Annotated in this window: 21 protein-coding genes and 1 pseudogene; all 22 read right to left on the bottom strand. The window is 68.2% G+C overall.

Going from position 1 to position 25,162, the window contains the following annotated elements:
* Positions 1 to 57: 57 nt before the first annotated feature.
* Complete coding sequence (locus ACE3OK_RS04050; RefSeq protein ID WP_374248259.1) at positions 58 to 1,401, bottom strand: M48 family metalloprotease; 1,344 nt, start codon at positions 1,399 to 1,401, stop codon at positions 58 to 60.
* Positions 1,398 to 3,272 (bottom strand): CHASE2 domain-containing protein, encoded by a 1,875-nt coding sequence (locus ACE3OK_RS04055; RefSeq protein WP_374248260.1) that lies wholly within the window; start codon positions 3,270 to 3,272, stop codon positions 1,398 to 1,400. The genes ACE3OK_RS04050 and ACE3OK_RS04055 overlap by 4 nt, the downstream gene beginning before the upstream one ends.
* Before the next feature lie 15 nt (positions 3,273 to 3,287).
* Positions 3,288 to 4,211 carry a farnesyl diphosphate synthase gene (locus tag ACE3OK_RS04060; protein WP_374248261.1) on the bottom strand — a complete coding sequence of 308 codons (924 nt, stop codon included), beginning with the start codon at positions 4,209 to 4,211 and terminating at the stop codon, positions 3,288 to 3,290.
* Entirely contained in the window at positions 4,195 to 4,461 is a 267-nt protein-coding gene (locus tag ACE3OK_RS04065; RefSeq protein WP_374248262.1) for an exodeoxyribonuclease VII small subunit, read from the bottom strand. Before ACE3OK_RS04065 ends, ACE3OK_RS04060 begins: the two co-directional genes overlap by 17 nt.
* Positions 4,462 to 4,470: 9 nt before the next feature.
* The gene (gene tilS / locus ACE3OK_RS04070) at positions 4,471 to 5,748 is read right to left on the bottom strand and encodes a tRNA lysidine(34) synthetase TilS (RefSeq protein WP_374248263.1); all 1,278 of its coding nucleotides are present in this window, start codon (positions 5,746 to 5,748) and stop codon (positions 4,471 to 4,473) included.
* 73 nt (positions 5,749 to 5,821) lie between these two features.
* The gene (locus ACE3OK_RS04075) at positions 5,822 to 6,784 is read right to left on the bottom strand and encodes an acetyl-CoA carboxylase carboxyltransferase subunit alpha (RefSeq protein WP_374248264.1); all 963 of its coding nucleotides are present in this window, start codon (positions 6,782 to 6,784) and stop codon (positions 5,822 to 5,824) included.
* A 110-nt stretch (positions 6,785 to 6,894) separates the two neighbouring features.
* Positions 6,895 to 10,473, bottom strand: coding sequence for a DNA polymerase III subunit alpha (gene dnaE, locus ACE3OK_RS04080; RefSeq protein WP_374248265.1), 3,579 nt, complete (start codon positions 10,471 to 10,473; stop codon positions 6,895 to 6,897).
* Between the two features lie 75 nt (positions 10,474 to 10,548).
* On the bottom strand, positions 10,549 to 11,130 hold the full coding sequence (gene rnhB, locus ACE3OK_RS04085; RefSeq protein ID WP_374248266.1) for a ribonuclease HII: 582 nt from the start codon (positions 11,128 to 11,130) through the stop codon (positions 10,549 to 10,551).
* Positions 11,121 to 12,254, bottom strand: a pseudogene (gene lpxB / locus ACE3OK_RS04090) (lipid-A-disaccharide synthase); the annotation flags it as partial. The gene rnhB and the pseudogene lpxB, both read right to left, overlap by 10 nt.
* 127 nt (positions 12,255 to 12,381) lie before the next feature.
* Positions 12,382 to 13,173, bottom strand: a complete 792-nt coding sequence (lpxA, locus tag ACE3OK_RS04095) for an acyl-ACP--UDP-N-acetylglucosamine O-acyltransferase (protein ID WP_374248267.1) — start codon at positions 13,171 to 13,173, stop codon at positions 12,382 to 12,384.
* The gene (fabZ, locus tag ACE3OK_RS04100) at positions 13,170 to 13,640 is read right to left on the bottom strand and encodes a 3-hydroxyacyl-ACP dehydratase FabZ (protein WP_374248268.1); all 471 of its coding nucleotides are present in this window, start codon (positions 13,638 to 13,640) and stop codon (positions 13,170 to 13,172) included. The genes lpxA and fabZ overlap by 4 nt, the downstream gene beginning before the upstream one ends.
* Positions 13,637 to 14,656: a UDP-3-O-(3-hydroxymyristoyl)glucosamine N-acyltransferase gene (gene lpxD, locus ACE3OK_RS04105; RefSeq protein WP_374248269.1), complete on the bottom strand. Its 1,020-nt coding sequence runs from the start codon at positions 14,654 to 14,656 to the stop codon at positions 13,637 to 13,639. Before lpxD ends, fabZ begins: the two co-directional genes overlap by 4 nt.
* A 15-nt stretch (positions 14,657 to 14,671) precedes the next feature.
* Positions 14,672 to 17,143 (bottom strand): outer membrane protein assembly factor BamA, encoded by a 2,472-nt coding sequence (bamA, locus tag ACE3OK_RS04110; protein ID WP_374248270.1) that lies wholly within the window; start codon positions 17,141 to 17,143, stop codon positions 14,672 to 14,674.
* 105 nt (positions 17,144 to 17,248) lie between these two features.
* Complete coding sequence (gene rseP / locus ACE3OK_RS04115) at positions 17,249 to 18,607, bottom strand: RIP metalloprotease RseP (RefSeq protein WP_374248271.1); 1,359 nt, start codon at positions 18,605 to 18,607, stop codon at positions 17,249 to 17,251.
* Positions 18,604 to 19,773 carry a 1-deoxy-D-xylulose-5-phosphate reductoisomerase gene (dxr, locus tag ACE3OK_RS04120; protein WP_374248272.1) on the bottom strand — a complete coding sequence of 390 codons (1,170 nt, stop codon included), beginning with the start codon at positions 19,771 to 19,773 and terminating at the stop codon, positions 18,604 to 18,606. Before dxr ends, rseP begins: the two co-directional genes overlap by 4 nt.
* A 2-nt stretch (positions 19,774 to 19,775) precedes the next feature.
* On the bottom strand, positions 19,776 to 20,627 hold the full coding sequence (locus ACE3OK_RS04125) for a phosphatidate cytidylyltransferase (protein WP_374248273.1): 852 nt from the start codon (positions 20,625 to 20,627) through the stop codon (positions 19,776 to 19,778).
* Entirely contained in the window at positions 20,624 to 21,391 is a 768-nt protein-coding gene (gene uppS, locus ACE3OK_RS04130; RefSeq protein WP_374248274.1) for a polyprenyl diphosphate synthase, read from the bottom strand. Before uppS ends, ACE3OK_RS04125 begins: the two co-directional genes overlap by 4 nt.
* 2 nt (positions 21,392 to 21,393) lie before the next feature.
* Positions 21,394 to 21,951, bottom strand: a complete 558-nt coding sequence (frr, locus tag ACE3OK_RS04135) for a ribosome recycling factor (protein WP_374248275.1) — start codon at positions 21,949 to 21,951, stop codon at positions 21,394 to 21,396.
* A 66-nt stretch (positions 21,952 to 22,017) separates the two neighbouring features.
* Complete coding sequence (gene pyrH / locus ACE3OK_RS04140) at positions 22,018 to 22,740, bottom strand: UMP kinase (protein WP_374248276.1); 723 nt, start codon at positions 22,738 to 22,740, stop codon at positions 22,018 to 22,020.
* Between the two features lie 78 nt (positions 22,741 to 22,818).
* Positions 22,819 to 24,303, bottom strand: coding sequence for an HDOD domain-containing protein (locus ACE3OK_RS04145; protein WP_374248277.1), 1,485 nt, complete (start codon positions 24,301 to 24,303; stop codon positions 22,819 to 22,821).
* Between the two features lie 183 nt (positions 24,304 to 24,486).
* A complete protein-coding gene (locus ACE3OK_RS04150) occupies positions 24,487 to 24,708 on the bottom strand; it encodes a helix-turn-helix domain-containing protein (RefSeq protein ID WP_374248278.1) in 222 nt (73 codons plus the stop codon).
* 164 nt (positions 24,709 to 24,872) lie between these two features.
* The coding region (locus tag ACE3OK_RS04155) for a phosphatidylserine decarboxylase (RefSeq protein ID WP_374248279.1) at positions 24,873 to 25,162 on the bottom strand (290 nt) is incomplete at its 5' end.

Raw genomic sequence — 25,162 nt, forward strand, 5'->3', positions numbered from 1 at the left:
TTGCCCGCATCAGGAGCGGCGCCCTGGAAGTGACTCCACTTGGCCGGTCGAGCCGGCTCAGCGGCCCAGCCACGCCGACAGGTCGTCATAGCCGCGCTTGTCCAGTGCATCCAGCCGTTTGTCCAGCGGCGGGTGGGTCTTGTACAGGCTGGCCAGGCGCGGCGAGGCGGAGCCCAGCGCGGCCATCTTCTGCAGCACCGCGTACAACTCCAGCGGGTTGCAGCCGGCCCGGGCCAGATAGATGCCGGCGGCATGGTCGGCACGGTATTCGGCATTGCGGTCAAGTTGGGTGAGCAGGATCGCGGCACCGTTCTTTTCCAGATAGTCGCGCACCATCCCGCCGGCCACCCCGCCACCGGTCTGCACGTGGCTCAGGGCGGCATCGCGCCCGGCGGCCTGCAATTCCTGCTTGCGCACGACCTCATAGTGGTCGCGCTGCACCACGTGGCTGAGCTCATGGCCCAGCACGGCGGCCACTTCGGCATCGCTTGCCAGCAATTGGTACAGGCCGCGGGTGATCAGTACATAGCCGCCGGGTGCGGCGAAGGCGTTGAGCTCGCCATCGTCGATCACCCCGAATGTCCACGGCAGTTCCGGACGGCTGGTGCGCGAAGCCAGCCAGCGGCCGATCAGGTTCACCCGCTTCTGTGCGGCCGGGTCCTTCAGCAACGGCACGGCGCCCAGCACGCGGCCGGCGATCAGCGGGCCGAGGGTTTGTTCTTCCTCGCTGATTTCCGCTTCCGACTTGCCCATCAGTTTGTCGCCGCTGCCTGCGGTGCGCCCCAGCATGGGGTTGAACATCGACAGTACCCCGCTGGCCATGCCCAGGCGGGCTCGCTTCTGCGCCTGGCTGGGCTGCGGCTTGCCGTCCTGCTTCGGCTTGAATTCCTCGGCGAAGGGCACTTCGGTGGTGGTCCAGCCGCGCTTGGCCGCCGCAGCATCGGCCTGTTCCGGGGTGGCGCGATAGGACTCCAGCAACTGCAACTGCTCGGCGTCGAAGCGTGCGGTTTGCAGTTTGCTTTCATCGAGGCCGCGCACGCTGGCGGTTTCGGTGACGCGGCCCTTGCCGGCCTTGCCGCTGAACAGGGCACTGGCCAGCCCGCCGGTTTCCTTGCTGCCGTAGGTCACGCGGATGTCGTTGACGCGCACGAAGCCGGCCTTGCCACCGGCCAGCGCCAGCTTGAACCACAACCCTTGCTGGCCGGTCACGCTGACGCTGCTGTTCTGCGCCAGCGCGGCCACGGTGGGGGCGGCGAAGTCGGGCTTGGCGCGCGCCTGCACCCCTGGTTTGGCCACGGTGGCCGGAGTGGCGGCAGGTGCGACGGCATTGGCGGCCCACAGCAGGCCGCACAGCATGGCGGTACCGATGGCGATACACAGGCGCAAGGCAGGTTGGTTCATGGGTTCCCCTGGGGTGGCGCTGCGGTGAAGTCCAGTGCGTGTCCCGGCTCCAGAATACAGCGGTTGTCTGCCGCCAGCGGGATTTCGTCGGCGGCATGCAGTTCGCGACCGAGCAACTCGCGCAGGCGCAGGCGCTCGCCGCGATGGGAACTGTCGTCGGCGTCGTCGATTTCCGCCGCGCTGATGCACACCAGCACCTGGCCGTAGTCGTGCAGGCGCAGGTCGCCGGCGTTCAGGACGTGATGCAGCTGGTCGAGTTCGTGCTTGGCGGCGGCCAGCACGCCGGCCTGGTCGGTGCCGCTCCAGATCAGCACCATCAGGTCGTCGAGGATGTCGTGCAGCCAGCTCTTGCGCTCCACGATGCCCTCCACCATCACCGCCGCGCTGCCGGCATACAGCTGGCGGCGCAGCAGGCGGCGGTATTCGCGTTTGCCGCGCATCGCCACGAACTGGCCCAGTTCCGGATGCGCGACGAAACGCAGCCGGCCCATCACCAGCCAAGGGTGCCGCTCGGGATCGTATTCCTCGCGATAGTCGTTGTTGCCGACCGCGCGCCCGCGCTGCACCGAGGCGTACATCCGGCACAGCCCGAAACACAGGCTGACGAAGCCAATGCTGGCGAAGATGTCCAGGAACACGCCGAAGAAGGTCAGCCCGATGACCGCACTGGCCAGCAGCAGGCCATTGACCGCCACGAAGATCGAATCCACGTCCTCGTGCGGCTCGCCACGCCAGAAGGCATAACAGGTCAACAACACCAGCAAGGCGGCCAGCAGGTACTTGAGTGCCGGTGGCGGCATCCAGATCGCACCGTCGTGCAGCAGCGCGTCGGTGGCCTCGGCCCAGACTTCCACACCGGGCATCGCCGGGTTGACCGGGGTGGGTTTGGTGTCGCTGATGCCGGCGGCGGTATAGCCCACCAACACCACGGCGTTGCGCAGCACGGGGGGGCGTTCGCCGGGCTCGCCTTTGCAGACGGGCCTGCCTTCGATCAGGTTGGCGGCACTGATGTAGGGCATGCGGCTGCGTTCGCGCCAGTTCACCCGCACGCGTGCCGGGTAGGAGGTGGCGGGGCGGTGTTGCAGGAAGGTCGCCACGCGCAGCGGCAGGGTCGGCAGCGCCCAGCCACCGGCGTCTTCGCGCAGCGGGACATCGCGCAGCACGCCGTCCTGTGAACGGCTGATGTTGGTGAGCGCGGCGTATCGGGCCATGGCCGTGCCATAGGGCAGCAGCACCATGACCGGCGGGCCCGGCGGCGGCTGGTGGGCATCGGTGCGGAAAGCACCTGGCAATTGCGCGGCGCGCAGCGGGGCGTCGGCATCGAAGGCGGGGTCCTGGCGCTTGGCGGCGAACACGAAGCGGCCTGCGCCGCCGGCAGCCATCGCGTCCAGCATGGCATCGCCTTGCGGATCCTGCGGCATCGCGTCGAGGAACAGGATATCGATGCCGGCGGCACGTACCCCGGCGCGGTCGAGTGCGTCCAGCAGGTCGGCGTGACGTTGCCGGGGCCACGGCCAGCCCCCCAGCCCGCGGCTGCGGTAGTAGTCGATCGAGCAATCGTCGATGTCCACCACCACGGTGCGCCCCGAAGGCTGCGGTTCCAGCGGGCGCCACTGGATCACGGTATCGAAGATGCCGTCCTCGGCGGAATTCAGGCTGCGGTCGTGGCTGTAGTCCCAGCCCAGCCAGCCCAATGCGGCCAGCGCCAGCAGCGGGTAGAAGGTGAATTTCAGCAGCAGCGCCAACCGGGTCAGGGGCCGCCGGTAACCGCGCTCCACCCACGACCAGGCATTGGTGAAGCGCAGTGCCAGCGTCGCCATCGCGGCGTCGGCATGGTCCTGCATGGCCTTCAAGCGGTTCCTGCGTGCCATGCGGGAAAGCCTCCGTCAGTGGCTGCGGTCGATGGCCTTGCGCGCCAGCGCGGCCAGCGCGGTGGTGTCCACGTCCAATGTGGTCAGCGCCGTCTCCATCCTGCCGGAAAGCACCCGCAGGCGCTCCCGGCTGGCCGCCACTCCCAGCAGCGCGGGGAAGGTGGCCTTGTGCTGCGCGGCATCCTTGCCGGCGGTCTTGCCCAGGGTGGCGGCGTCGCCTTCGACATCCAGCAGGTCGTCCTTGATCTGGAAGGCCAGCCCCAGCGCTTCGGCATAGGTATCCAGGGCCTGCAGCTGCGCGGGGGCGGCGCTGGCCGCCAGCGCGCCAAGGCGTACCGCGCAACGCAGCAGCGCGCCGGTTTTCAGGGCGTGCAGGCGCTCCAGTTCGACAAGGGAGAAAAGAGGGGCAGAGTGGCTTTCCACTTGTGAAATGCCACTCTGCCCCCCTTTTCCGGTGGCGTCGATGTCCAGTGCCTGGCCGCCGCACATGCCGGCCACGCCGGAGGCGCGCGCCAGCTCGGCCAGCATCACCACGCGGCGCTCGGCCGGTTGCGGTGCGCAGGCCAGCCGTTCGAACGCCAGCGACTGCAGCGCATCGCCGGCCAGGATCGCGGTGGCATCGTCGAAGGCGACGTGCACTGTCGGTTGGCCGCGCCGCAGATCGTCGTCGTCCATTGCCGGCAGGTCGTCGTGGACCAGCGAATAGCAGTGCACCAGTTCCACCGCGGCGGCGGCGTCGTCGAGCTCTTCCGCAGCCGCTCCCAGTGCGGTGCCGGTGGCGTACACCAGCAGTGGGCGCATGCGCTTGCCGCCGTTCAACACCCCATGCCGCATGGCGGCGTGCAGGCGTTGTGGCGGCGCGGTTGCCAGAGGCAGTGCAGCAGCCAATGCGGTTTCGATGCGCGCCTGCCAGCGCGCGAATTCAGGAGCCGAGGTCATCGCCGGCATCGAAGTCGCGCGCGGTGTCCGGCTTGGCCGGGTCACTGAGTTGGCGCACGCGCAGCTCGGCCTGTTCCAGTGCACCCTGGCAGTGGCGATACAGGCCCACGCCGCGCTCGTAGGCGGCCAGCGATTCTTCCAGCGTCATCTCGCCGGCTTCCATCTTGCCGACCAGGTCTTCCAGCGCCTGCATCGACTGCTCGAAATCGGCAACCGGGGAGGCGTCCTGCGGGGCGGGTTTCTTGGCCATGGGGGAAGTTTACGGCACGACGTGCCAATGCAGGCGGGCACGGTGGGCGCGCAGCCAGGCGTCGAGCGACGCCGACAGGATGCGGTCACCCGCCGCGTGCAGCGTGCCATCGCTGGTGAACAGCAGCGGCAGCCGTTCGCGCTGCCAGGGCGGGATGCCGGCGTCCTGCAGGACATGCTTGAGGGCATGGGAGTGTTGGCGGCCCGGCAACACGATGCGTTCGCCGCCCCGCCGCGCCTGCACGCGCAGTGGTGCGTCGAAGCCTGGTGCGCCCACCAGCTGCAGTCGCTCGCCACCCGGCAACGGCAAGGCTGCGCGACCATCCCAAGTCTGGTTCCAGTCGGTTGGCAGCGGGGCACGCAGCACGTCTGCGTGCAGCAGGCCGCGCCAGCGCCAGACCCGTGCGTCCTGCCAGTCGAAGCGCGGGCTGGCGTCGTGGCGCGCGGCCAGCAGCTCGCGTTCGATCTGGACGATGCCGTTACCCGGCAGTGGCGGCAGCCCCAGTTCCGCGACCCAGCGCCGCAGCACGCGGGCGCGACGGGGCGCGGGCAGCGCGCGCAGGGCGGTGATGTCCAGCGTGCGTGCATCCTGGCGGGCGCCGGCGAGGGCATCGGCATCGCCAGCTGCCAGCAGGTCGCTGGCCTGTGCGCACAACAGGGCGCTGCGGCTGAAGCTGGCCGCCGCATGTGGCCAGCGCTGGCGCAGCAGCGGCAGCACCGCATTGCGCAGGAAATTGCGGTCGGCGTCCAGCGCGGGGTTGCTGGGGTCTTCGACCCAGGCAATATCCCGTTGCGATGCGTAGTCGTGCAGCACGGCGCGCGGAAGATCGAGCAGCGGTCGCCACAGCCAGCCGTGGCCATGACGACGCCATGGCCGCATCGCCGCCAAGCCATCCGCGCCGGCACCGCGCAGTGCGCGCAGCAGGAAGGTTTCGGCCTGGTCGTCACGGTGGTGGGCCAGGGTGAGGATGTCGCCTTCCTGCAGCGCATCGGTGAAGGCGGCATGCCGTGCCGCACGCGCGGCACCTTCCGGGCCGAGGCCGGATGCGCGTTGGATGTCGACGTGGGCGACGGTCAGCGGCACCCCGAGTGATGCGCACGCATGCTGGCAATGCGCCACCCAATCGCCTGCGCACGGTTGCAGGCCATGGTGGACGTGAATGGCGCGCAAGCCGTTGCGGCGAATCCCGTCGTCCGCCGCCAGCAGGTGCAGCAGCACGGTGGAATCCAGCCCGCCGCTGAAGCCCAGCAGGATGGGGGAAGGCTGCGGTGGTTCGGGCAGGCGCATGCCGCCAGTGTAGGGCGGCGCATGCCCCGCGGATGTCGGCAAGGTACGGCCGGGCATGCCCGGCCCTGCGGAATCAGGTGGCGATGTCGTAGGCACCGTAGCCGCGCAGGCGGCGGTAGCGGCGCTCCAGCAGTTCGGCGGCCGGCACGCCGTCCAGCGCGTCCAGCTCGTTCAGCAGCACCGCTTTCAGGCGTTTCGCCATCTGCACCGGGTTGCGGTGCGCGCCGCCGGTGGGTTCGCGTACCACCTTGTCGATCAGGCCAAGCCCCAGCAGGCGTTTGGCGGTGATGCCCATCTGCTCGGCGGCGTCCTTGCCCTTGGCGGCATCGCGCCACAGGATCGAGGCGCAACCCTCCGGGGTGATGACCGAATAGGTGCTGTATTCCAGCATGAGGGTGCGGTCGCCGACGCCGATCGCCAGGGCACCGCCGCTGCCGCCTTCGCCGATCACCGTGCACACGATGGGGACGCGCAGTTCGGCCATTTCCAGCAGGTTGCGGGCGATGGCCTCCGACTGGCCGCGTTCCTCGGCGTCGATGCCGGGCCACGCGCCCATGGTGTCGATGAAGGTGAGGATGGGCAGGCCGAAACGTTCGGCCAGCTTCATCAGGCGCAGCGCCTTGCGGTAGCCCTCGGGCTTGGGCATGCCGAAGTTGCGGCGCACCTTGGATTTGTTGTCACGGCCTTTCTCGTGGCCGATCACCATCACCGGGCGACCGTCGATGCGGGCCAGGCCACCGACGATGGCCTGGTCGTCGGCGTAGGCGCGGTCGCCGGCCAACTCCTGGAATTCGTCGCAGATGACCTTGACGTAATCCAGCGTGTACGGGCGCTGCGGGTGGCGCGACAACTGCGATACCTGCCACGGGGTGAGATCGCGGAAGATGTGCGCGGTGCGCTTGCGCAGCTTGTCCTGCAGCGCCTGCACTTCCTTGTCGATGTTGAGTGCCGGGCCGTCGCTGGCCTGTCGCAGTTCCTGGATCTTGGTTTCCAGGTCCGCGATCGGCTGCTCGAAGTCGAGGTAATTCGGATTCATCCGTGCAAGTTTAGCGCAGTACGACCACCGTACCGAACGGTAGGGTCATTCGCCCGCACCCCGCCCCTCGCCCCGGGAAGGAGAAAGGGCGTTGGGGGCGAGGGCCGGCATCATTCCGGCTTCGGCGATGTCCACGGCCGTGCCAACTGCACGTTGACCGTGCCCACGCCTGGCAGGCTGCGCAGCAGGCCAGGCAAGCCGGCATCCACCCGCAAGCCGCGCCCGCTGCCCAGCGTCAAGCGGCCGATGCCGGCGGCGGTGATGACTTCCAGCAGTACCGGGGTGGGGCCGGCGTGGGTTTTCAGGATGTCCTCGAACCGGCCCAGCGCCTGCGGGTGGCGCAGGTCGATGCGGATCGAAATGCGCTGCGCCTGCTGGTTGCACAGCTGGGTGAAGTTCCAGCAGCGGCTGACGCGCAGCGAATGGCCGCCATTGAATTCGTCTTCGCGCAGCCCGCCTTCCACCACCAGGATCTGGTCGCGGGTGAGCAGCGGGGCGAATTCCTCCCATTGTTCGGCGAAGAACCCGCATTCAACCCGGCCACGGCCATCTTCCAACTGCACGAACGCCTGCGACTCGCCGCGCTTGCGCACGCCGACCACTTGCCCGGCCAGCACGGTTTGCACCATCGGCCGCCAGCTGCGGCCTTCCTGCGGGCGATGGCCGCGCGCGCCACTTTCCCAGATGCCGGGGATCGCCGACAGGTCATGCCCCACCAGTCGCATCACGTCGTCGCGCCAGGGGTCCATCGGGTGGCCGCTGAGGTAGTGGCCCAAGGTGTCGTGTTCGCCCTGCAGCAGCTGCGCCAACGGCCATTCGGTGGTTTCCGGCAGCTCGATGCGGATGTCGCTGCCGCCACCGTTGCCGAACATGTCGAACATGCCGGCTTCGCGGTTCTTCGCCATCTGGTCGGTGGCTTTCATCGCCTCCGGCAGTTGCAGCATCAGCGAGGCGCGGTTGACGGCGAGGGCATCCATCGCGCCGGCGTGGATCAGTGCTTCCAGCGTGCGCTTGTTGAGGCCGGCGGCGGAGACGCGCTGGCAGAAGTCGAGCAGGTCGCGGAACACGCCGTCGCCATTACGCGCGGCGACGATCGCCTCGCACACGCCCTGGCCCACGCCCTTCACCGCACCGAGGCCATAGCGGATGGTGTCCGGGGTGGTGGCCTCGAACATGAAGCCGGAGGCGTTGACGTCCGGCGGCAGCACGGCCAGGCCGAGGCCGCGCGCTTCGTCGAGGAAGGCCACCACCTTCTCGGTCTTGTCCATGTCGCTGGACAGGGTGGCCGCCATGAACTCGGCCGGGTAGTGCTGCTTCAGCCACGCGGTCTGGTAGGCGACCAGCGAGTACGCGGCGGCGTGCGATTTGTTGAAGCCGTAGCCGGCGAACTTCTCCATCAGGTCGAAGATCTCGTCGGCCTTGGCCGCGCTGACCCCGCCCTTGGCCGCGCCCTCGCGGAAGATCTCGCGGTGCTTGGCCATCTCGGCCGGCACCTTCTTGCCCATCGCGCGGCGCAGCAGGTCGGCGCCGCCCAGCGAGTAGCCGCCGACGATCTGCGCCATCTGCATGACCTGCTCCTGGTAGACCATGATGCCGTAGGTCTCCTGGAGCATCCCCTTGGTGCGGGGGTCGGGGTATTCGAACGTCTCGGTGCCGTGCTTGCGCGCCACGAACGAGGGGATCATCTCCATCGGGCCGGGGCGATAGAGTGCGTTCAGAGCAATCAGGTCCTCGAAGCGGTCCGGCTTCGCATCCTTCAGCGCGCGGCGCATGCCGGAGGATTCGAACTGGAACACCGAGCCGGTATTGCCGTTGGCGAACACGTTGCGATAGACGGAGGCGTCGTCGAGCGGGATCGCGGCGATGTCGATCGGTTCGCCGCCTTCCTGTGCGCGGCGCGCGTTGATCGCCTTCACCGCCCAGTCGATGATGGTCAGCGTGCGCAGGCCGAGGAAGTCGAACTTCACCAGTCCCACCGCTTCCACGTCGTCCTTGTCGAACTGGGTGACCGGGTTCTTGCCCAGCGTGCCGTGGTCGTGTTCGGCGTACAGCGGGCAGAAATCCGACAGCGGCGTCGGTGCGATCACCACGCCGCCGGCGTGCTTGCCGGCGTTGCGGGTGAGGTCTTCCAACTGCAGCGCCAGGTCGATCAGGTCGCGGACGTCGTCTTCGCTCTCGTAGCGCTGGATCAGCTCCGGCGAAGCCATTTCGCCGTCCATCCCGCCCTTGCCCTGGCCCATCGCATCCTTCAGCGAGATGCCGAGGATGTTGGGGATCAGTTTGGCGATGCCGTCCACCATGCCGTAGCCGAAACCGAGCACGCGGCCGGTGTCGCGCAGCACCGCCTTGGCGGCCATGGTGCCGTAGGTGATGATCTGGCTGACGCGGTCGCGGCCGTATTTGCGGGCCACGTAGTCGATGACTTCGTCGCGCCGGTCCATGCAGAAGTCGATGTCGAAGTCGGGCATCGACACGCGTTCCGGGTTGAGAAAGCGTTCGAACAGCAGGTTGTACGGCAGCGGGTCGAGGTCGGTGATCTGCAACGCCCACGCCACCAGCGAGCCGGCACCGGAGCCGCGGCCCGGGCCGATCGGGATGCCCTGGTTTTTCCCCCACTGGATGAAGTCGGCCACGATCAGGAAGTAGCCGGGGAAGCCCATCTTGATGATGGTCTCCAGCTCGAATTCCAGCCGCGCGTCGTAGTCCTCGCGGGTCTTGCCGGGTGCCAGTGGGTTCTTCTGCAGCCGCGCTTCCAGGCCGTTGCGCGCCTGGCTGCGGATCCAGCTGTCCAGCGTTTCGTCGGACGGCACCGGATAGGCGGGCAGGAAATAGGTGCCCAGTTTCAGCTGCAGGTTGCAGCGCTGCGCCAGCGCCACCGTGTTGTCCAGCGCGTCCGGCACGTCGGCGAACAGCTTGACCATTTCCTCGGTCGAACGCAGGTACTGCTGCGCGCTGTAGTCGCGCGGGCGGCGCGGATCATCCAGCACGCGGCCGCTGGAGATGCAGACGCGCGCCTCGTGCGCGCCGAAGCCGGCGGCATCGAGGAAGCGCACGTCGTTGCTGGCCACCACCGGCAGGCCCAGCTTGCCGGAGGCGTGCAGGGCGAACTGGTTGAACGCCTCCTCGCCGTCGCGGCCGGTGCGGGTCAGTTCCAGGTGCAGGTCGTCCCCGAACACGCGGCGCCATTCCGCCAGCTGCGCCTCGGCCACGTCGTGCCGATTGGCCTGCACCAGCCGCCCGGCCAGGCTGGCACGGCCGGCGATCGCGAACAGACCGGCATGGTCGTCGCGCAGCCATTCCGGATCGATCGCCACGCAGTCGCCGCGCTGGCCTTCCAGCCAGGCCCGGCTGAGCAAGCGCGACAGGCTCAGATACCCATCCTGGTCGCGGCACAGCAACGTGAGTTGCGAAGGCGCGTCGCCGCCATCGGCCACCAGCACGTCGGCGCCGGCAATCGGCTTGATGCCCACGCTTTCCGCCGCCTTGTAGAACTTCACCAGCGCAAACAGGTTGTTGCGGTCGGTGACGGCCAGCGCCGGCAGTTGCAGTTCCACCGCGCGGCTGAGCAGGTTGGGCCGGTCGCCGGCTTTTTCCGGACGCGCATAGTCCGGCTTCTCGGGCACGCGGATGGTGGAATCCGCGAGCGAGAACTCGGTGTGCAGGTGCAAGTGGACGAAGCGTGCGGGCATCGCGGTTTCGCGTGGTGAACCGGCAGGGTAGGGCCGGTGGGCAGGAGGGACAAGGCTTGACAGGCGGGGTCGGTTTCAACCTTCGCGCGCGATCTCCAGCGCCCTGCGCACCGGCGCATAACTGCGCCGATGTTGCGGGCAGGGGCCATGCGCGTGCAGGGCGGCCAGATGCAGCGGGCTGGGGTAGCCCTTGTGGCGGTCGAAGCCGTAGTGCGGGTAGTGCGCATGCAGCTCGCGCATGCGCGCATCGCGGGCGACCTTGGCGAGGATCGATGCGGCGGATATCGCCGGCTCGCTGGCATCCCCGCCGATGATCGCGGTGGCCGGGCAGGGCAGGCCATCGGGCAGGCGGTTGCCGTCGATCAGCGCATGCGCGGGTGCGACCGCGAGACCTTGCAGCGACCGCCGCATGCCGGCGAGGGTGGCTTGCAGGATGTTGAGGCGGTCGATTTCGTCGGCTTCGACGTGTTCGATGTGCCAGGCCAGCGCGCGTTCGATGATCAATGGATACAGCGCGTCGCGCTTGCGTTCGGACAGCTTCTTCGAATCGTCCAGCCCGCTGATCGGTCGCGCCGGGTCGAGGATGACCGCCGCCACCACCACCGGCCCGGCCAGCGGGCCGCGCCCGGCTTCGTCCACCCCGGCGATCAGGTGCATGGTGGCAACACGTCCGCGATGGCATCGGCCGCACGCCGCGAGGCATCGCGGCGCAGCATGGCGTGGATGGCGAGGAAGCGCGGTTGCAATGCGGCCACCGCATCGGCATCGCGGAACCAGTGCAGCAACGCGGCGTGCAGGTTGGCCGGCGTGCAGCGGTCCTGCAGCAGCTCCGGGATCACGGCGTCACCGGCCAGCACGTTCGGCAGGCTGACGTGCGTGGACTTCAGCAGGCCGAACAGCTTGACGATGCGGTAGGTCAGCGGCGCGATGCGGTGGCCCACCACCATCGGCCGCTTGCACAGCATGGCTTCCAGCGCGGCGGTGCCGGAGGCGAGCAGCACGGCATCGCCGGCGATCATGACGCGCTGGGCCTGGCCGTCGACGACCCGGAAGATGGGCGCATTCTCCAGGATGGCGTCGATGGCGGCGCGGCACTGTGCGTTCGCGGCCGGCACCAGCACGCGCAGACCGGGGACATCGCGCGCCAGCCGGCGTGCGGCTTCGGCAAAGTCGGGCAGCATGCCGCGGATTTCACCCAGCCGGCTGCCGGGCAGCAGCGCGAGGATCGGCGCCTCGGCGGGCTCACCGAGGGCGGCGCGCGCGGCGGCGCGGTCCGGATGCAGCGGGATCGCATCGGCCAGCGGGTGGCCGATGAACGCGGCATCCACGCCGTGTTTCGCGTAGATCGGCGGTTCCATCGGGAACAGGCAGAGCACGCGGTCGGCGCTTTTGCCGATGCTCGAAGCGCGGCCCTGTCGCCACGCCCAGATCGACGGGCTGACGTCGTGGACGGTGCGCACGCCGCGCCGTTTCAGCCAGCGCTCCACCCCCAGGTTGAAGTCGGGCGCGTCGATGCCGATGAAGACATCGGGTTTCCAGTCCAGCACGCGCTGGCGGAACGCCTTGCGCAGCTTGAGCAGGCGGGGCAGGTGCTTGAGCACTTCCACCAGGCCCATCACCGCAAGTTCACTGGCATCGCGCCAGGTGTCCATGCCCGCCACACGCATCGCAGGGCCGCCGATGCCGGCGAACTGCGCGTCGGGGAATCGCTCGCGCAGGGCTTCGATCAGGCCCGCGCCAAGCTGGTCGCCTGAAGTTTCACCGGCGCAGAGGGCGATGCGAATCGTCATGCAGCATCTCGCGAACAAGTCGGGTCGTGCAGGTGGTCGGGGCTTGCCTCAACCAGGCGAGTATCGGGGAGCGACGTGAGGCAAACCCCGGCCGCCTGCGCGACAAACGCAATGAAAATCACCGCAGCAACGGCCGCTCGCCGGCGTCGATGAAGTCGAGGAACGCGCGCACGTCGGCACTGGCCGCGGCGATCTCCGCCAGCTCGACCTTGGCTTCCTCCAGCTTCGCTTCGCCCATGTACAGGGCGCGGTAGGCGCGCTTGATCGCAGCCACGCGGTTGGCGTCGAAGCCGCGCCGTTTCAGGCCTTCGGCATTGATCCCGCGCGGGCGCGCGTATTTTTCCTGCGCCACCATCAGGTAGGGCGGCACGTCGCCGTTGACGAACGCACCCATGCCGATGAAGGCGTAATCGCCGATCCGGCAGAACTGGTGGATACCGGCGAAGCCGCTGATGATGACGAAGTTGCCCACCGTCACGTGCCCGGCCAAGGTGGCGTTGTTGGAAAACACGCAGTCACTGCCGACGATGCAGTCGTGGGCGATGTGGGTATAGGCCAGGATCCAGTTGCGGTTGCCGATGCGGGTGATGCCGCCACCGTCGCCGGTGCCGCGGTTGATGGTGACGAATTCGCGCACCTGGTTGCCGTCGCCGATCACCAGCTCGACCCGCTCGCCGCGGTATTTCTTGTCCTGCGGTGCGGTGCCCACTGCCGCCTGGCCATGGAACACGTTGTCGCGCCCGATGGTGGTGGGGCCGTCGACCACGCAATGCGGGCCGATGCGGGTGTTGTCGCCGATCACCACCTCGGCCCCGATCACCGCATACGCGCCCACCTGCACGCCCGTGCCCAGCCGTGCACGCGGGTCGATCACCGCGGTCGGGTGGATCAGCGGCGCGCCGTCGCTCATTGGCGGGCCGCCGCCGCGCACAGGATTTCGGCGCAGGCCACCTGCTCGCCGTCGACCCGCGCCACGCCCACGTACTGCGCCATGTTGCGGATGCGGCGCTTGAGTTCCACGTCCAGCTCCAGCCGGTCGCCGGGGCTCACCATCTTGCTGAACTTGGCGTTGTCCACCTTTACCAGATAGAACACCTGGCCTTCGCCCGCGCCCGGATCGCGCGAGAGCTGGGTCAGCAGCCCGCCGGCCTGGGCCAGTGCTTCCACCACCAGCACGCCCGGCATCACCGGGTTGCCGGGGAAGTGGCCGGTGAAGAAGGGCTCGTTGTAGCTGACGTTCTTGTACGCCAGCACGCGCTTGTCTTTTTCGAATTCGACCACGCGGTCCACCAGCAGGAACGGGTAGCGGTGCGGCAGCAATTGTTCGATTTCGGCACTGGTGACCGGCAGGGTCACGGAGGCGGTGGATTCGGTCATGCGTTGTCCTTGTCGCCGCCTGCGCCGTGCCGGGCAATGCGGTCGAGTTGCTTGAAGCGGGCGGCGCTCTTGCGCCAGCTGCGGTTGTCCATCAACGGCGTGCCGGAAGAATACTCGCCGGGCTCGCGAATGGAATGGGTGACCAGCGACATCGCGGTGATGACCACGCGGTCGCACACCTCCAGATGGCCGAGGATGCCGGCGCCGCCGCCCACCAGGCAGTGGCGGCCGATGCGTGCGCTGCCGGCCACTGCCGAGCAGCCGGCCATGGCGGTGTGTGCACCAATCCAGACGTTGTGGCCGATCTGGATCTGGTTGTCCAGGCGCACGTCGGCTTCCAGCACGGTGTCTTCCAGTGCGCCGCGGTCGATGGTGGTGTTGGCGCCGATTTCACAATCGTCGCCCACCGTCACGCCGCCCAGTTGCGGCACCTTGATCCAGTGGCCGGCATCCATCGCGATGCCGAAACCATCGGCCCCCAGCACGGCACCGGGATGCACCAGCACGCGCTGGCCCAGGCGCACGCGGGTGACCAGCGTGACCCGCGCCACCAGCTCGCAGCCTTCCCCGACGGTGCAATCGTCGCCGATCACGCAACCGGGGCCGACCACGGCATGCGCGCCGATGCGGCTGCGTGCGCCGATGCTGGCGTGCGGGCCGACATGCGCGGTCGGGTCGACGTGGGCCGCGGGATCGACCCAGGCCGCGGGGTGCACGCCGGGTGCGCGCTCGGGTTTGGCGTCGAACAGGGCGGCAATCTTCGCGTAGGCGACGTACGGGTCGCGCGCGAGCAGCGCGGTACCGTCGAAGCCCGCCGCGTCGGCCTCGCGCAGCACCACCACGCCCGCCCGCGTTTGCGCGAGCTGGGTACGGTAGCGGGGATTGGCGAGGAAGCCCAGTTGCGCGGCAGTGGCGTCGGCCAGGGTGCCGACACCGTGCACCGGGCGATCCTCGCCGCGCAGCACCAGTCCGAACCGCTCAGCCAGCGCGGAAGCGAGAAACGAGGTCGCCATCATGCCCGCGCGCGGTGCTTACAACTGGCCGCCGAAGTTGAACTGCAACCGTTCGATCTGGTCGCCGTCCTTCTTGCGGATCGGCAACGCGTAGCTGATCGACAGCGGCCCCATCGGCGAACGCCACAGCAGCGCCACGCCGGCGGAAACGCGCATCTCGCTGGTGCTGAAATTCTTCCAGCCGTCGTAGACGTTGCCGAAATCGAGGAAGGCGGAGACACGCGCGGCCGGGCTGTCGAACAGCTTCGGGAAGATCGCTTCCACCGAGCCGGCCAGCAGCACCGAACCACCCAGCGGCTGCTTGTAGCCATAGCTGGAGGTGTATTGCGGGCCGAGTGTGTTGTCCATGAAGCCGCGCACCTTGCCGCTGGAGGCGATGCCGCCGGCGTAGAAGTTCTCGAAGAACGGCAGGCCGGTACCGTGCACGGTCTTGACGAAGTCCGGCGACGTGGTGAGGCAGGGCACGGTGGGCGGCGGCGGTGCCGGCGGCTGGGTGGGGTTGGGGTTGGTGGGGGTGGGCGGCACCGGCGGCAGCGGCGCGGTGTAGCAGAGATTGCGAGTGAAGTCCTTGCCCCAAGAATCGCCATACCCCAGGTTCAGGGCGGTGCGCAGCACCAGCATCTGGCTGAGCGGCCAGTACTTGGAGATGTCGTAGCTCAACTTGAAGTATTCGACGGTGGAGCCGGGCAGGGTGATTTCCGCCGACAGGTTCTGGCTGCTGCCGACCACCGGGGTGAAGTAGTTGTTGCGGGTATCGCGGCCCCAGCCCAATTGCGCGCGCCAGGAATGGAAGGTGCGCTGGCCCACGGCCTTGATGTAGTCCAGCAGCGGCGGCGGGGTGGAGCCGTCGAAGGCGAGGATTTCGTTGGAGTCGATGCCCAGCATCAGCGAGACCGAATCGCTTTCGCTGAGTGGCAGGCCCATGAATACCTGGAAGGCACCGTTGTTGGTGGAGTACTGGGCGACGTTGAAGCTGGAGTAGTCGAACTCGCGCCACCACAGGTTGTAGCCCAGCGACAAGCCTTCGTCGGTGAAGTACGGGTTCATGAAGGAGAAGTCGTAGCGCTTCTGGTAGACGCTGCGGGTGAGCGCCATCGACACGCGGTTGCCGGTGCCGAGGAAGTTGTTTTCCGACAGTTGCAGCGACAGGTTCAGGCCGGACAGCTGCGAATAGCCCACGCCGGCGGAAATGCTGCCGGAGGTGGTTTCCTTGACCGTGTAGGTCACGTCCACCTGGTCGTCGGAGCCGGCCACCGGCTGGGTGTCGACATCCACCGATTCGAAATAGCCCAGGCGGTCCAGGCGCACCTTGCTGCGGTCGATCGCCGCCTGCGAATACCACGCGCCTTCGAACTGGCGCATTTCGCGGCGCAGCACGGTGTCGGCGGTGCGGGTATTGCCCTTGAACACGATCCGGCGCACGTTCACGCGCGGGCCGGGCTGCACCTGGAAGTCGATCGCCACGGTGCGCTTGTCGCGGTCGATGGTGGGCGCCGGGTTCACCCGCGCGAAGGCATAGCCGATGTTGGCCAGGCGCAGGGTGATGGCGTTGGTGACCATTTCCAGCGCGGCGCGCGAGAAGGTGTTGCCGGGATGGATGAGGCCGGCGATGTTCTCGAGTTCCGCCTTCGGCAACACGGTATCGCCGGAGACGGTGACGTCGGAGAAGTTGTACACCTGCCCTTCGGTCATGCCGGCGGTGATGAACATGTCCTTGCGGTCGCCGCTGATCGCCACCTGGGTGGAATCGAGGCTGAAGTCGACATAGCCGCGGTTGAGGTACCAGGCGTTGAGCTTCTCGATGTCGCCGGAGAGCTTTTCACGCGAGTACTGGTCGTCGCGCTTGTACCAGGACAGCCAGCTGCTGGTGTGCGACTCCCAGCCCTTGGTGATGTCCTCGTCGGGGAAGCTGTCGTTGCCGATCAGGTTGATGTCGCGGATGCGCGCCGCCTTGCCTTCCTTGATGGTGATGGTCAGGTTGACGCGGTTGCGGTCCAGGTGTTCCGCGCTGGGGGTGATCTGCACGCCGTACTTGCCGCGGTTGTTGTACTGGCGGGTCAGTTCCTGGGTGACGCGGTCCAGGTTGAGCGGGTTGAAGGTTTCCCCTTCGGCCAGGCCGATGTCCTTCAGGCCCTTGAGCAGGTCTTCGGATTTCAGGTCCTTGTTGCCGGACAGGGTGAGCTTGTTGATCGCCGGGCGCTCGGTCACGGTGATGACCAGGATGTTGCCCTGGCGATCCAGCCGCACGTCTTCGAAGAACCCGGTCTTGTACAGCGCGCGCACGGCTTCCGCCGCCTTGCCCTGGTCGAGGGTGTCGCCGCGCTCCACCGGCAGGTAGGTGAACACGGTGCCGGCACCGATGCGTTGCAGGCCGTCGATGCGGATGTCGCTGACCGTGAAGGGTGCGAGTGCCGTCTGCGCCCAGACCGGCAGGGAAAGTGCCGAGGCCAGGGCAAGGGTGAGCAGGCGGCGGGGCAAGGGTCGGGTCATTCGGAACATCCTGTTGGGCGAAACGGCCATGTCGGGCGCTGGTCGGGGCGTCCGGTTACGGAAGGATCGGTGACGCACGGGGCGGCACCACGCATTGGGGAGTTGCTACGACACCAGGTGCAGGATGTCGTTGTAGAACGCCAGGCCCATCAGCCCCGCGATCATCGCGAGGCCGATGTACTGGCCCACGGCCAGCGCCCGCTCACCCAACGGGCGGCGGATCACCAGCTCGATAAGGTAATACAGCAGATGACCCCCGTCCAAGACGGGGATCGGCAACAGGTTGATCAACGCCAGACTGACCGACAGCAGGGCCAGAAAGTTCAGGAACCACGCCGGGCCGCGGGCGGCGAAATCATTGGCCGCGCGGGCGATGGTGATGGGTCCGGAAACGGTGTTTTCCACCGATACCCGGCCGGACACGGCGCGCGCCACCATGTCGACCAACTGCCTGGCCTGGTACCCGGTTTCGCGCACCGCGGCGGGGACCGCCGCCACCGGGCCCAGCCGCAGCACGGCGTCGTGCGGGGGGGCACCGGCCGGTGCATTGGTGATGCCCAGGATCCATTGCGGGATGCCGCCGCCGGCCTGCGTGCGCTGCGGGGTCAGCTCCAGCGCCAGCCGCTCGCCATCGCGTTCCACCTCCACCATGCCCGGCCCGCCGCGTTCGCCCAGCTTGGCCACCAGCGGTGCGATGTCCTCGAAGCTGCTGACGGGGTGCGCGTCGATCGCGGTGATGCGGTCGCCATCGGCCAGCACGCCCCATGCCGGGGTGCCCTGGCGCACGCTGCCCACCACCGCCGGGATCAGCAAATGCCGTGGCAGCAGGCCGATGGCGGCCACCGTGCGCAACTCATCGATGCCTTGTGGCAGGTGTTGCAGCGGCAGGTCGCGGGTGACGGTGCTGCCGTCGGCGCGGCGCACTTGCAGGGCAACCGGCTGCCGGTCCAGTGCCGCCACCGCCAGCGCCATCGCCAGTTCGCTCCAGGTGGGCGTGGCGCGGTCGCCCAGCGCCAGCACCCGGTCGCCGGGCTGCAAGCCCGCCTGCGCGGCAATGGCCGTGGCCTGACCCACCACCGGCGCGTAATCGGGGCGGCCGATGACCAGCATCCCCCACAGCAACAGGAAAGCCAGCACCAGGTTGGCCAGCGGGCCTGCCGCCACGACCGCCATCCGCTGCCAGATCGGCTTGCTGTTGAATGCCAGATGGCGTTCGTGCGGGCGCACTTCCCCCTCGCGCTCGTCCAGCATGCGCACGTAACCGCCCAGCGGGATCGCGGCGACCGCATATTCGGTACCGTCTTTGCCGTGCCAGCGCCACAGCGGCGTGCCGAAGCCCACCGAGAAGCGCAGCACCTTCACCCCGCAGCGGCGCGCGACCCAGAAGTGGCCGAACTCATGGAAGGTGACCAGCACCCCCAGCGCCACCAGCAGCCACCACAGCGAGCCGAGGAAATCGCTCATGCGCGGCCCCCGCATGCGGCGATGCGGTGGTGGGCCAGTGCGCGCGCGCGCGCATCGGCGTCCAGCAGGGCCGTCAGGGTGTCGGCGGGGAGGGCGGGCATGGCGTCCAGGGTGGCGGCAACGGTGTCGGGGATGTCCAGAAAAGCGATCCGGCCCTGAAGGAAGGCTGAAACGGCTTCCTCGTTGGCGGCGTTGAGCACGGCCGGCGCGGTGCCGCCCGCAGCCAGCGCGGAAAAGGCCAGTGCCAGGCAGGGGAAGGCGGCCAGGTCCGGGGCTTCGAATTCCAGTTTGCCGCCCAGCGCCAGCAGGTCCAGCGGAGCCACCCCGGAGGCGATCCGTCGCGGCCAACCCAGCCCCACGGCCAGCGCGGTGCGCATGTCCGGCAGGCCAAGCTGGGCGAGGGTGCTGCCGTCGGTGAAATCCACCAGCGAATGCACCAGCGACTGCGGATGCACCAGCACGCGGATGGCATCGCCCGGCACGCCGAACAGGTGGTGGGCCTCGATCACTTCCAGCCCCTTGTTCATCAGGCTGGCGGAATCGACCGAGATCTTCGGCCCCATCGACCATTTGGGGTGTGCCACCGCCTGCGCGGGGCTGACGGCCGCCAGCGCGTCGCGGCTCCAGCCACGGAACGGCCCGCCGGAGGCGGTCAGGGTGATGCGTGCCGGCGGGTTGCCGTCGGCCAGGCACTGGAAAATGGCGTTGTGTTCGCTGTCGATCGGGACGATGGTGGCCCCGTGCGCGCGGGCTTCGCGCATCAGCAGTTCGCCAGCCAGTACCAGCGATTCCTTGTTGGCCAGCAGCAGGCGCTTGCCGGCGCGGGCCGCCGCCAGCGTGGAGGGCAGGCCGGCGGCACCGACGATCGCCGCCACCACGGTGTCGCAGGCATCACCCGCGACCAATGCGTCCAGCGCTTCGCTGCCGGCATGTGCTTGCGTCGCCAGGCCCGCATCGCGCAGGCCGTCGCGCAACGCGGCGTAACCCGCCGCGTCGGCGATCACCGCGTGCTCGGGACGATGCGTGCGGCACAGCGCCAGCAGTGCATCGACCTTGCTGCCGGCCGCCAGCACGCTGGCGCGCATCGCGTCCGGATGCCGTGCGATCACGTCCAGCGCGGAGGTGCCGATCGAGCCGGTGGCTCCCAGTACTGCAACCCGCTGCATCGTCAGAACCCCAGCCAGATCTTGCCCAGCGCGAACACCGGCAGCGCCGCCAGCACGCTGTCCACCCGGTCCAGCACGCCGCCGTGGCCGGGAATCAGGGTGCCCGAATCCTTCACGTCGGCATGGCGCTTGAGCAGGCTTTCCAGCAGGTCGCCGGCGACCGAGAACAGCACCGTCAAGGCTGCCACCAGCGCCACCGCCGGCAGTTGCGCTGCGCGCGTGCCCAGCACCAGTGCACCGCAGATGGCCACCAGCATGGCCAGCCCGACGCCGCCGGCCACGCCTTCCAGGGTCTTGTTGGGACTGATGCGCGGGGCCAGCTTGCGCCCGCCGAACCATTGCCCGCCGAATTTGCGGCCGGCGAAATACGCGCCGCTGTCGGCGGCCCAGACCAGCAACAGGGCCAGCAGCAGCCAACCGGCACCGTGCTGGCCATCGTGGTGGATGACCGCCAGCGCGCACCAGGCCGGTACGATCGCGGCAGAGCCGGCCGCCAGTTTGAGCATGCGCGACTTGCTGTCGGGGCGGGCCGCGAAGTCGTAGTGGCGCAGCCACAGCAGGGCCAGCAGCCACCACACCACGCCCAGCACCACTGCCAGCTGGAACAGCGGCAGGCTGTTGGCCTGCGAAGAACGCGAACCCCAGACCAGCGCCACCATCAGCGCCAGATTGCTGGCCAGCAGCGAACTGCGGGCCAGCGTGTCCTCGACCCCCGCCAGCTTCAGCCACTCCCACAAGGCCAGCAGGAACACGATGGCGCTGAGCAGCATCAGCCAGCCGGTGGGCAGCAGCAGCACCGCAGCGATAACGGCAGGTGCCATGACCAATGCGGCCAGTACGCGAGTCTTGGTCAAGGGTGTCTCCCGGCGGCGTGGCCTTTCACTTGCGCGCTGGTCAGGCCGAAGCGGCGTTCGCGGCCGGCGTAGTCGTCCAGTGCCTGTTGCAGCAGCGCGGCGTCCACGTCGGGCCACAGCGCATCGGTGAACCACAGCTCGGTGTAGGCGAGCTGCCAGAGCAGGAAATTGCTGATGCGCAGTTCGCCACCGGTGCGGATGAACAGGTCGGGGGCGGGCAGGTCGGCCAGTGCGACCTTGGCACCCAGCGCATCCGCGTCGATCTGCGAAGGATGCAGGCGGCCAACGGCCACTTCTTCCGCCAGCGCGCGGGCGGCGGCGGCGATGTCCTGCCGCCCGCCGTAGCTGGCGGCGATGTTCAGGTGCAGCCGCGTGTTGGCGGCGGTGAGGCGTTCGGCGGCTTCCATGCGGGCCACGATCGCCGGGTCGAACCGGCTGCGTTCGCCGATGAAGCGCAACCGCGCGCCCAGCCGGTGCAGTTCGTCCACTTCGCGCTCCAGCGCGCCGAGGAACAGCTTCATCAGCCCGCCCACTTCTTCGGCGGGGCGGTTCCAGTTCTCGCTGGAAAAGGCGAACAGGGTCAGCGCTTCGATGCCTTGCCGGAGGCAGAACTCCACGCAACGCTTGACCGCCTGCGCGCCGGCGCGATGGCCGATGAGGCGCGGACGGTGGCGCTGCTGCGCCCAGCGCCCATTGCCATCCATGATGATGGCAAGGTGGCGCGGAATGGGCTGGGCAAGGGTTGGCACGGGCAGGCTCGCCAACCTCAAACCGACATCAGCTCCTGCTCTTTGGCCTTGATGACCTCGTCGACATCCTTGATCGCGGCATCGGTGATCTTCTGGATCTCGGCCTCGGTGCGGGTGCTTTCGTCTTCGGTGATCTGCTTGTCTTTCAGCAGTTCCTTGACCTGATGGTTGGCGTCGCGGCGGATGTTGCGCACGGCAACCTTGGCATCCTCGCCCTCGCCATGCACGACCTTGGTCAGGTCGCGGCGGCGCTCTTCGGTCAGCGCCGGGATGTTGAGGCGGATGGTGGTGCCGGCGGTGTTGGGGGTCAGGCCGAGGTCGGAGGCCAGCAGCGCCTTTTCCACCGCGCCCACCATCTGCTTTTCCCACGGGGTGATGACGATCGAGCGGGCATCGGCCACCGACACGCTGGCGACTTGCGACAGCGGCATGTCCGAGCCGTAGTAGTTGACCTTGATGCTGTCCACCAGGCCGGCGTTGGCGCGGCCGGTACGCACCTTGACCAGGGCGTGGCGCAGTGCCTCGATGCTCTTGGCCATGCGGGCCTGGGCGTCTTTCTTGATTTCGTTCAGCATGGCGGGGCTCCGGTCAGGTTCTGCAAACCGGCGATTATAAGCGGCAATGCAGGTGCCCGGCGCGGTTCAATCGCGGGCGCGCACCAGGGTGCCGATCGGCTCGCCGCGCAGGATGCGCAGCAGCACGCCGGGTTCGGCCATGTCGAAGATGCGCAGCGGCAGGCGGGCGTCGCGGCACAGGGCGAAGGCGGCGGTATCCATCACCTGCAGGTTGCGGGCGATCACTTCGTCGTAGTAGATCGTGTCCTGCTTGACCGCATCGGAGTACTTCTTCGGGTCCTTGTCGTACACGCCGTCCACCTTGGTGGCCTTCAGCAGCAGGTCGGCGCCGATCTCGATCGCGCGCAGCGCCGCGCCGGAATCGGTGGTGAAGAAGGGGTTACCGGTGCCGGCGGCGAAGATGACCAGGCGGCGTTTTTCCAGGTGGCGGATGGCACGGCGGCGGATGTAATCCTCGCAGACGTCGTTGATCTTCAGCGCGCTCATCACGCGCGCCTTGCCACCCAGTTTTTCCAGCGCGTCCTGCATCGCCAGCGCGTTGATGACCGTGGCCAGCATGCCCATGTGGTCGCCGGTGACGCGATCCATGCCGCCGGCGGCAAGGCCGGCACCGCGGAAGATGTTGCCGCCGCCGATCACCAGCGCGATTTCCGCGCCCGCCTCGCTGGCCTCGATCACCTCGCGGGCAAGGCGGATGAGGACTTTCGGGTCGATGCCGTAGTCCTCATCCCCCATCAATGCCTCGCCGGACAATTTCAACAGGACGCGGCGATAGGCAAGTTCGGTCATGGCGGATAGCGGCTGGCGGGGACCCGGCTCATTCTAGCGGAAAGCGCGCTGCGGGCTGCATGCGCGGCTGCCGCGTGCTCAGGGTGTGTGCAGGTGGACGCGGTTGCGGCCCTGGCGCTTGGCGCCATAGAGCACGTTGTCGGCGGCCTGCAGCAACTCGCGCGCGCTGCCGAAACTGCCGTCCCGCCCGTTGTGGGTGGCCAGGCCGGCGGAGAAGGTGACGTGCACCGGCTGCCCGTCGACCACGGCCATCGGCAGTTGCGCCACGTCTTCAAGCAGGCGTTGCAGCACCTGGGTCGCGGCGGCTTCGTCGGAATAGTTGAGCAGCAGCAGGAATTCCTCGCCGCCATAGCGCGCCACCACGTCGCTGCTGCGCAAGGTGCGCTGCACGGTCTGGGCGAACTGGCGCAGCACCTGGTCGCCCACCAGGTGGCCGAAGCGGTCGTTGATCAGCTTGAAATCATCGAGGTCGAGCAGTGCGATGGTCAGCGGGTGCTTCTCGCCGGCGGCCGTGAACTCCTGCTCCAGCGTTTCGTCCAGGTGCAGGCGGTTGAACACGCCGGTCAGCGGATCGCGGTGCGACTGCTCGGTGAGCTGGCGCATGCGTTCTTCCATGGCCTGGGTATCGTTGCGCGCCTGCGCCATCTCCTGGATCTGCCGCAGGTTGCGCAGGATCAGCAGCTCGCGGGCGTGTTCGGCGATCGACTGCAAGTGCGCCGGATGCTCGATGCGGACTTCGAATATCGCGCTGACTTCCGGCAGCGCCGCCCCGATCAGCGGCAACAGCTCGTCCAGTGCGTTGGCGTCACCGGTGCAGGCCGCCACCCGGAACTGCACCAGTTCCAGCAACTCGTCGCTGGGGTTGCCCTTGCACAGCCACAGGTCGGCGATGGCGCCGGACGCCTGCACGCAGCGCAGGAAGGGGTCTTCGGTGGCGGCGGACTCGCTTTCGGCGATCGCCTCGATCAGGTAATCCGGCAAGTTCCATTGCCCGGCCAGCCACGCGCCGATCTCGGCATGGTCACCGCCGTATGCCGCCTGTTCCAGCGTGCGCAAGGTGTTGTTGTCGGCGGCCTGGCCACACAACGCGGCGTAGCCTTCCGACAGGGTTTGCAGCAGCGCCAGCCGGCCGATGTCCTGCAGCAGGCCGGCCAGCATCAGGGTTTCGGTGCGGCCCACCCCGACCTGCTGGCCCAGGATGCGCGCCGCCAGCGCCGCCAGCACGCTGCGCCGCCAGATCTGCTCCTGCAGCTCGGCGGTGCCGTTGCGGCCGCGCAGGCCATGCATCAACGAGAAGCCCAGCGCCAGGCTCAGGGTGGCGTTGACGCCCAGCATGGTCATGGCCTGCGCCAGCGTGCCAACCCGGCGACGGGTGGCGTACAGCGGCGAATTGGCCACCCGCAGCAGGCGGGCGCTCAGGGCCGGGTCGGTGCTGATGACCTGGGCGGTGTCGCCCAGCGTGGCATTGGGGTCTTGCGCAAGCTCGATGATCCGCAGCGCCACCCCCGGCGGAGAGGGAAGATTGCGGCAGTGCAGCAACGTGTTTTCGAGTTCCTTTCGCATCGCGTCGCGCATCCAGTTCCTGAATGGCCAGTATGCGTTGAAACGTGAAGAACAAGTCATAACAGGACAAAAAAGCCGCTTCCCCACGGTTTTTTGTGACTGAAGGTGGTTTTGAAGTGGGCAGTCCCTTCCGTTGCCGGCGTGTCCATCGCCGTGTTGCGCCGCTGCCGCGCCCGCCGGGCGCTATGGTGGGGCCCCGCCGGCCCACCCGGCCCTTTGCCGCTGGGCCATGTCGTTGGCGGCATCCGGCTGGTAGTGCTTCCCCTTCCGGTTACGTCGCATCTCACGGCTGATGGTGCTGGCGTTGCGATCCAGCATGATGGCGATGCTGCGGGCACTGAAGTTGGCTTCAAGCAGTGCGTGGATGCGATATCGTTCTTGCAGGTTCAGGCGGCCTGAGGCCATGGCAACTCCACTTGGCGGTGAAGTTGCACAGATCAGGTCGCCTGGGCCTCTTCACAACCATTGGTGTTGCGATTGAGAGTTGAATCCGCCCTTCCCACAACGCACAAGGCCCGCATTTCTGCGGGCCTTGTCGTTTCCGGAGGGGAATCAGCCGAACGGTGCCGTCAGTCCCGCAGCGCCAGCCGTTCCCCCAGCCGCACCGGGGATTCCGCGTGCAGCGCCGGGTCCAGCGTGGCCGCGCCCTTGGGCAGCAGCACGATGACGGTGCTGCCGTAGTTGAAGCGGGCCATCTCGGCGAAGCGTTCCAGGGTGATGCCGCGGCTGCGGTAGTCCTTGCGGGTGATGGCGTCGCCGTAGGCGGGGATTTCCACGCCGCCCCACACGGTTTCCACGCCGGAGACCAGCAGCGCGCCCACCATCACCTGCACCATGGGGCCGAAGTCGGTGTCGAAGT

This window comes from Thermomonas sp. (assembly GCF_041905325.1).
Lineage (GTDB): Bacteria > Pseudomonadota > Gammaproteobacteria > Xanthomonadales > Xanthomonadaceae > Thermomonas.

Excerpts from the sequence above, each read along its gene's own strand:
- ACE3OK_RS04050 (WP_374248259.1), bottom strand. The coding sequence starts at position 1,401 with ATGAACCAACCTGCCTTGCGCCTGTGTATCGCCATCGGTACCGCCATG.
- ACE3OK_RS04055 (WP_374248260.1), bottom strand. The coding sequence starts at position 3,272 with ATGGCACGCAGGAACCGCTTGAAGGCCATGCAGGACCATGCCGACGCC.
- ACE3OK_RS04060 (WP_374248261.1), bottom strand. The coding sequence starts at position 4,211 with ATGACCTCGGCTCCTGAATTCGCGCGCTGGCAGGCGCGCATCGAAACC.
- ACE3OK_RS04065 (WP_374248262.1), bottom strand. The coding sequence starts at position 4,461 with ATGGCCAAGAAACCCGCCCCGCAGGACGCCTCCCCGGTTGCCGATTTC.
- tilS (WP_374248263.1), bottom strand. The coding sequence starts at position 5,748 with ATGCGCCTGCCCGAACCACCGCAGCCTTCCCCCATCCTGCTGGGCTTC.
- ACE3OK_RS04075 (WP_374248264.1), bottom strand. The coding sequence starts at position 6,784 with ATGAATCCGAATTACCTCGACTTCGAGCAGCCGATCGCGGACCTGGAA.
- dnaE (WP_374248265.1), bottom strand. The coding sequence starts at position 10,473 with ATGCCCGCACGCTTCGTCCACTTGCACCTGCACACCGAGTTCTCGCTC.
- rnhB (WP_374248266.1), bottom strand. The coding sequence starts at position 11,130 with ATGCACCTGATCGCCGGGGTGGACGAAGCCGGGCGCGGCCCGCTGGCC.
- lpxA (WP_374248267.1), bottom strand. The coding sequence starts at position 13,173 with ATGAGCGACGGCGCGCCGCTGATCCACCCGACCGCGGTGATCGACCCG.
- fabZ (WP_374248268.1), bottom strand. The coding sequence starts at position 13,640 with ATGACCGAATCCACCGCCTCCGTGACCCTGCCGGTCACCAGTGCCGAA.
- lpxD (WP_374248269.1), bottom strand. The coding sequence starts at position 14,656 with ATGATGGCGACCTCGTTTCTCGCTTCCGCGCTGGCTGAGCGGTTCGGA.
- bamA (WP_374248270.1), bottom strand. The coding sequence starts at position 17,143 with ATGACCCGACCCTTGCCCCGCCGCCTGCTCACCCTTGCCCTGGCCTCG.
- rseP (WP_374248271.1), bottom strand. The coding sequence starts at position 18,607 with ATGAGCGATTTCCTCGGCTCGCTGTGGTGGCTGCTGGTGGCGCTGGGG.
- dxr (WP_374248272.1), bottom strand. The coding sequence starts at position 19,773 with ATGCAGCGGGTTGCAGTACTGGGAGCCACCGGCTCGATCGGCACCTCC.
- frr (WP_374248275.1), bottom strand. The coding sequence starts at position 21,951 with ATGCTGAACGAAATCAAGAAAGACGCCCAGGCCCGCATGGCCAAGAGC.
- pyrH (WP_374248276.1), bottom strand. The coding sequence starts at position 22,740 with ATGACCGAACTTGCCTATCGCCGCGTCCTGTTGAAATTGTCCGGCGAG.
- ACE3OK_RS04145 (WP_374248277.1), bottom strand. The coding sequence starts at position 24,303 with ATGCGAAAGGAACTCGAAAACACGTTGCTGCACTGCCGCAATCTTCCC.
- ACE3OK_RS04150 (WP_374248278.1), bottom strand. The coding sequence starts at position 24,708 with ATGGCCTCAGGCCGCCTGAACCTGCAAGAACGATATCGCATCCACGCA.